Below are 6,718 nucleotides of genomic sequence, written 5' to 3'. Positions count from 1 at the left end.
CTTTGGTGAAGGTTAAAAATCAGTAGTTTTTAATATGGATTATCAGTCGAAACACAGTCAAACTTAATCTACAAATTTTATAATTGTTCGGTAACTTGCTGGGCGATAAAGAAAAGTGTGAATGATGAGTGCAGAATATTCAGCATTGAGTGGGTTCCTCATTCCGATCATTATGTCGATGAAAAAGTTTGAATTTGACGTTGAACCCACTCTGTCTCGATTCGGTATTTTGGAAAGCGAGGCAAACAATCCAGAAGGACGAGTGTCGGTTGATCGCTTGGGCCATCTTTTCGCTTTCTGTAATAAGAAAGTTGGAGGAAGAGCATTCGGACTCGATGTTGCTCAGAACTTCCGGCTCTCCACATTACACATCTTTGGCTATGCGATTCAGTCGTCATACAGCTTGAAAGACGCCCTAGAGCAATTCGCTAAATACCGCCGTATGCTCTCAAACAGCGTTCAAATCCACACGCGTGTCGAAAATGCAAAACTCTTCATTGAATTTGATGTTGAACGTTACAAAGACAGTGGCCGACTCGCGTTAACCCCACAGCTGATCGAAGCATTGAGCATTGGGGTGATAAGTCAATCCCGAGAGATGATGAGCGGGTATATTGGTCCTATTGATATCAAGTTCTCATTTGATCCTTTTTCTGAACCCTGCCCAGAAGTGGCAAGCTATCTGTTAGAAAAGGACTGCACTGTTGAATATCAGTGCGAGAAAAATGCGATTGTGTTTGATCTCCAACTTGCCAGCCTGCAGTCTCCAGGCAGTAATCCTTTGATGAACATGGTTCACACTAAGCTGCTGAATACTTTCATGGAGCGTTTTGACCGTTCCAATATCACTTATCTTGTCGAAAACAAAATTGCCGAAGAGTTGCGTTATGGCAACCCTTCGCAGTCCAAAATTGCAGAGGAACTGGGCTATAGCCTTCGTAACCTGCAACGACGTTTGAGAGAGCAAGGAACGAGCTTCAAAGACATTCTTGAAGAAACAAGGAAAAACCTCGCCACAACGTATATCAAGCAGCCGCAATACACGATCAGTGAAGTAGGGCATATGGTGGGCTTTTCCAACGTCGCAAACTTCAATCGTGCTTTTCGACGGTGGGAAGACTGTTCGCCAGGGGAATACCGCGAACGTTACTTTTCCAAGGGGCGGCTGACGGCATAGTGCCGTCTGCGTGAGTTATGTGTTTTCGCTGGTGTAAATAAAGAAAGGAAGCACGCTCATTTTCTTTTGCTGTCCTTCTTGTTGTTTGAGACTGGTGAACATTTCCACGGCTTTTTCAGCCACTTGATCAAAGTCGGCGGACAGCACCATGTCCACACCACCTTGAAGCAATTCTGTCTTTGCTTGCGCCGTGAGTTCGGTAGAAACGAAGAAGGGTCGCCTGTCACCGCCGTATTCAATGATGGCGCGCCGAATACCACTGGCGCCGCCACCTGCGCTGAAAATCCCAACCAAATCCGGTGTTTCACACACCAGTTTCTTGGCTGCTTCATAGGCTTGGCTGTCGTCATCTGAACTGACGACGGATTCCAATATTCTGAAAGCAGGCGCTTTTTCACGGAAGTAACTGCGGAAGCTGATTTCCCGATCTTGCTGACTGAGGTATCGGTGGCTACCAATGATGACGCCCACGGTGCCTCTGTCCCGACAGAACCTATCCATGGCCCACGCCGCTGTTCTACCTCGCGTTCGGTTGTTGGTTCCAACAAAGCCGGCGAGATTATTTGCGGACAGATCGGAGAGTATCGCGACCACAGGTACATTCTTTTCTGCCAGCTTGTCGATGGCTTCTGCAACGAAAGGATGATCGATGGAAGTGATGGCAAGGACATCCACTTTCTTGCCGAGTTTTAGCATTCGCGCTGCAATCTTCTCCGGCTCAAGGCTGTCAAAAGTTTCTATAGTCAGCTTCGAATTGGTATTTTCCAGCTTGGTGGATTGCGCTTCAAACGCCTCACGCAGCAGGTGGGAGATGTTGCTTTGCAACAGAATGCCGCAGTGTATCGAAGGGGTTGGAGAGGCGCTTTGCGTTTCAACAAACGCAGCAGGGGGGCGCCAGCCTAACTCTTTTGCTGCCGCAATGATGCGGTTCGCCGTGGCACTTTTTACCGGTGCACGCTGGTTGATCACCCTATCTACCGTAGCGACACTCACTTTCGCGTACTCAGCGATTTGCTTTATTGTGACTCGCTTTGCCAATCGCGCCCCCTGACATTGTGATTGGCGGAACACTCGCTCCGCCTTATTTAATTATTGGCAACTTACCCATGCGCCGCCCGACGTATTTGATTCAACGGATGCTTCGATGAATCTCACGCCTTTGGCGCCATCTTCTACTGTCGGGTAGCTGAGCCAATCTTTAGGTGCAGTAACCCCGTCTTTTCTTGCGGCAACAGCCATTGCAAACTCGGTATAAAGGTTTGCCCATGCCTCAATCAAGCCTTCCGGGAAACCACGCCCAGTGCGAACGAAGCGTTCAACAGCAGGGTAGATACCATGCCCCTGACCGCGGCTTAACACGCGATCAGGCTCGCCATATTTGTTGTATTTAAGCTGTTCGGCATTTTCCATATCCCACTCAATGCCGCCTTCGCTACCAAAGACACGCAGACGCAATCCACCGCGGTTACCGGAAGCGATACGCGTTGCCATTAAGGTTCCCGGTACATTGCCTTCGTAGCGGGTCATCATGAAAACAGTGTCTTCCAAGGGTTTTGGCGCACCGCAGACATGCATTTCAGCGCGAAGGTCGGTCATATCCAGCCCTGATACAAAAGTGGCGAGTTGGGCGGCGTGAGTGCCAATATCGCCGGTACAGCTGGTGGAGCCGGACTTCTTAGGGTCTAAGCGCCATTTAACATGCGCCGCTTCGCCAACATCATCAGGGATCATCCAATCCTGCATAAACTCAACGTGGATTTGCACGACTTTGCCAATCGCACCGTTTTTTACCATTTCGCGGGCTTGTCGAATCATGGGGAAGCAGGACATGGCATAACAAACACCAAACACTTGTCCGGTAGATTCAGTTAAAGCGACTAAATCTGCAGCTTCAGAATACACATTGGTAAGCGGTTTATCACAGAGCACATCAATGCCCACATTCAGAAACGCTTCTGCTGCTTCAAAGTGAACATGGTTCGGCGTGGTGATCATCACTGCATCAATGCCATCCTCGCGCTGGGATTCTTTTTCTGCCATCTCCTGATAAGAGGAATAGCATCTATCTTCCGGCAAAAACCATTGCGCACCTCTTGCCTTGGCTTGCTCTGGGTCAGAAGAAAGCGCGCCTGCTGCGATCTCCCATCGATCGCTCAGTCTCGCTGCCATCGCTTGCGTCACTGCAATACGTCCGCCACCTACAACGCCAATTCTCAGTCGACGCGAAAGGGCAGGGAATGTACCCTCAAAATCGATGTTTTCTGGTAATAATCGTGTTGCCATTTTGAATCCTTTTTTCTGGGCTTAACGTCAGGTTTATCTTGGGATGGGATTGCCGGACGTTAGAATTTCAATCGCCATAAATATACCTGGCGTAATGGTTTCGTATTGGTGCCATGGGTAATTCAGCTCGGCATCAAACATGGGTTTGTGCGTACAACCCGGTGCCATGGTTTCTTCGAGAAACAGTGTCGATATGTCTTTTTCGCGGCACTGCTGCATTTTCCCGAACCCAACGATTTGGGTATGCACTTCCTGAGGCTCCTCGCCGCCCAAGTGCACATGGTTTTTGTGAAGTCCCACATTCAAAGGCACAGTAGACGCGTGATACATGCTGAACTGGATGTTGCCGACTGCGTTTTTCGGCGACATATAGTGTCCAACGCCTTTTAATCTTTCTTCACGACGAATCTCATAAGCCAGTGGCCAAGTGCCTCTGACCTTTTCCAAAAGCGCATTTTCATCTTCAAAATCATCAAAACGTTCCACCAATACGCACTTTTCTACGTTGAACAGCGTGACATCGGTAGCGATGATAGATTGAAAAGGTGCCAGCCACATGCCAGCTGCATAAAGCGGAGAATCAGCGAGATTCAGGACGATGGTTCTTTCTGTAATGATGATTTCTGGTTCATCAACGATGTACTTCACGGTGAAAAACGGTTCCGCAAAATCCAATGTTTCTAGGCTCATGACTATCAGGCTCCGTTTACACTGCTAGGGTCTGTTGACCGTTGGTGTTTAAATTTTGTTCTCGCTAAAAGCATAAAACGCTTTTAGCCGAACCCTTCGGGCGGCGTTTGTGGGGACTTTCTTCTGCGTTATCGGCTTCTCGTGTAGGCCAGCTACACGTCGAAGCCTCTGCCTTGCATAAAGTCCCCACAAGCTCCGCAAAAATCATCACCAAAGGTCAACAGACCCTTGGGAAATCTTCTGGTAAAGCGCTTGGTGATTCACAGCGGCTTTTTATCTCGACAAACTGTCCGGTTTTGGCCGACTCAAGAATGCCAAACATCACTTCACAAACATGCTGTGCAAGTTCACCACTGGCGCGGGCTGGGCGCTGATTTTTCACCGCATAAGCCAGGTCGAGCAGGCCAAGGCCGCGGGCTTCTTGATTAAAACCGTGGGTGTTTTCAGCCACTGACCAAAATTCAAGGTTAGGTGTGCGAGGGCGATAAACCCAACGGGCGGTTTCGCGTGTTTTGTAGAGCACCTGACCGCCAAAGATGTTGAAGCCGTCGGTGGGGTCAGGATCATTGATGCAAAGCGTCCCGTTTTCGCCGTAAATTTCCATGCGCGGCGTTTGTGAATCCCACACATCGAAACTTGCCATTAGTGAGCCCTGAACGCCGGATTCAAACTCCAGAAGGGCGTTGATGTGAGTATCAACATTAACAGGAATTTTTTCGCCAGCACGCGGCTGTGATTCAATCAAACGCTCATCCAGCGTCTTTTTGGCCAAACCACAAACGCGGGTGATTGGACCAAGAAGAGCAACCATGGCTGTCAGGTAATAAGGCCCCAGATCTAGCAGAGGGCCACCGCCATTTTGATAGTAAAAGTCCGGGTTAGGGTGGTGACGCTCGACGCCTCGGGTTGGGACAAACGCCATCACTCCGGTGGGCGTACCAATCACACCTTGGTCCATCAGCTTTTTACAAGTCTGGAGTCTTCCACCAAGAAAGGTGTCTGGTGCATTGCCCACGTAAAGGCCTTTTGCCTTAGCAAGGGCGAGAATTTCTTCTCCATCCGCTAAATCAGTCACGAACGGTTTTTCAGAGTAAACGTGTTTTCCAGCGTTCAATGCGGCGATAGAGATCTGCGCATGAGCGGCGGGAATCGTAAGATTCAATACACAGTCAATAGAAGGGTCATTAATGATTTCATCAGGCGTGCAGACACGCGGGATGTTGTAGGCTTCGGCTTTTTGTTTTGATTCTTCGATGTTCAGGCTGGCACAAGCGACAATGTCGATGAAGTTAAATGCCTGACACGTTGTCAGATACTTATCACTGATGACGCCACATCCGATTAAGCCGATTCGAAACTTTTCCATCTTCGTTCTCGTTGCTCGTTGCTGTCTTAGGATTTCTAATTGTGTTGTTCACCATCCCCAGGGTGCACGAACCCAAAGCGCACAAATGGCACCTGTTTCATTGCTTACAGAGGGAGGTGAGTTAGGCACCGCAGCGATACTGCTGCCACGATGCCCGGTTTACTTCGTTGGATTTACAGAGCGTTGATTTTGTCCAGCAGACCTTCTGGCCATTGCTCAGAGTAATCAGAGTTCAGGTAAGCGCCTTGTACAGTTTCCTGGAACGCTTTCAGGTTTGGTTCGTACACTTTCAGGCCTTGATCTTTGAAGAACTGAACCAGTTCTGCTTCAAGTGCAAGCTGCTTCTGACGTGCAGATTCTGCCGCATCATCAGACGCTTTTTGCAGCGTTGCTTGCTGCTCTGGCGTGAACTTGTCCCATACTTTCTTCGAGATGGCGATATAGTTCAGGTCAACCAAGTGACCGGTCAGAACGATTTGCTTGGTCACTTCGTAGAACTTCGCGTCTTTGTCGGTTGGCAGTGGGTTGTCTTGACCGTCAACCGCACCAGTTTGCAGCGCAGTGTAGACTTCTGCAAAAGCCATTGGTGTTGGGTTTGCGCCCAGTGCTTTGCCCAAGAACTGCCATGCGTCACTGCCTGGCATACGCAGTTTTACGCCTTTCAGATCCGCTGGGGTCGCTACTTCAAAGTCTTCACGAAGGTTAACGTGGCGACGGCCGAGGTACATGACGCTCAACAGTTTCACGTTAAGGAGATCTTCTGCTTCTTCTTTCAGGTCATCCATGAAGTCTGCAGCGAACACACGCTTCTGGTGTTCTGCGTCACGGTGTACATAACCTGCCGAGAAGATGGAGAAAGCAGGAATAAACTCGGCAAGCTCCTGCGCGGAAGTGATGGTCATATCCAGGTTGCCACGGGCAATGGCTTCCAGATCGGTACCTTGTTTAAATAGTGAACTGTTCCAGTGTCCTTCGAACTCAGCAAAGTCGGAAACGGCTGGACCGAAAACTTCGGTCATCGCAACTGCGCGTTGGTCAGTCGCAGACGCTGAAGCAGACATTCTCAGTTTGGTGTCTGCCGCGTGAGCGAAAGAGGTTGCGCCCATTGCAACGACCATCGCTGCTGCTGTGAATACTTGCTTCAGTTTTGGTCGTGCCAATAGTGCTGTCGATTTCATGCTTTTTACCCCTGCATTTGTGTT

The 6,718-nt window shown here is 49.3% G+C and carries 6 protein-coding genes; 1 reads left to right on the top strand and 5 read right to left on the bottom strand.

Annotated elements, in window-relative coordinates; all coding sequences use genetic code 11:
• Positions 1-121 precede the first annotated feature (121 nt).
• A complete protein-coding gene (locus RN22_RS04655; protein WP_082111358.1) occupies positions 122-1,177 on the top strand; it encodes an AraC family transcriptional regulator in 1,056 nt (351 codons plus the stop codon).
• A 15-nt stretch (positions 1,178-1,192) separates the two neighbouring features.
• Here the strand turns inward: RN22_RS04655 and RN22_RS04650 are convergent, their stop codons facing one another.
• The 5 genes from RN22_RS04650 to RN22_RS04630 all read right to left on the bottom strand — a co-directional run bounded on the left by RN22_RS04650 (position 1,193) and on the right by RN22_RS04630 (position 6,694).
• Positions 1,193-2,248 carry a LacI family DNA-binding transcriptional regulator gene (locus RN22_RS04650; protein ID WP_082111357.1) on the bottom strand — a complete coding sequence of 352 codons (1,056 nt, stop codon included), beginning with the start codon at positions 2,246-2,248 and terminating at the stop codon, positions 1,193-1,195.
• Between the two features lie 18 nt (positions 2,249-2,266).
• Positions 2,267-3,460, bottom strand: coding sequence for a Gfo/Idh/MocA family protein (locus RN22_RS04645; RefSeq protein ID WP_046303297.1), 1,194 nt, complete (start codon positions 3,458-3,460; stop codon positions 2,267-2,269).
• 33 nt (positions 3,461-3,493) lie between these two features.
• A complete protein-coding gene (locus tag RN22_RS04640; protein ID WP_046303296.1) occupies positions 3,494-4,150 on the bottom strand; it encodes a hypothetical protein in 657 nt (218 codons plus the stop codon).
• A 217-nt stretch (positions 4,151-4,367) separates the two neighbouring features.
• Complete coding sequence (locus RN22_RS04635; RefSeq protein ID WP_046303295.1) at positions 4,368-5,516, bottom strand: Gfo/Idh/MocA family protein; 1,149 nt, start codon at positions 5,514-5,516, stop codon at positions 4,368-4,370.
• A 173-nt stretch (positions 5,517-5,689) separates the two neighbouring features.
• A complete protein-coding gene (locus RN22_RS04630; protein WP_039850618.1) occupies positions 5,690-6,694 on the bottom strand; it encodes a sialic acid TRAP transporter substrate-binding protein SiaP in 1,005 nt (334 codons plus the stop codon).
• Positions 6,695-6,718 lie beyond the last annotated feature (24 nt).

Source organism: Grimontia sp. AD028 (assembly GCF_000973155.1).
Lineage (GTDB): Bacteria > Pseudomonadota > Gammaproteobacteria > Enterobacterales > Vibrionaceae > Enterovibrio > Enterovibrio indicus.
Note: the sequence above shows the minus strand (reverse complement) of the source record. Positions and strands in the feature narration are given on the sequence as shown.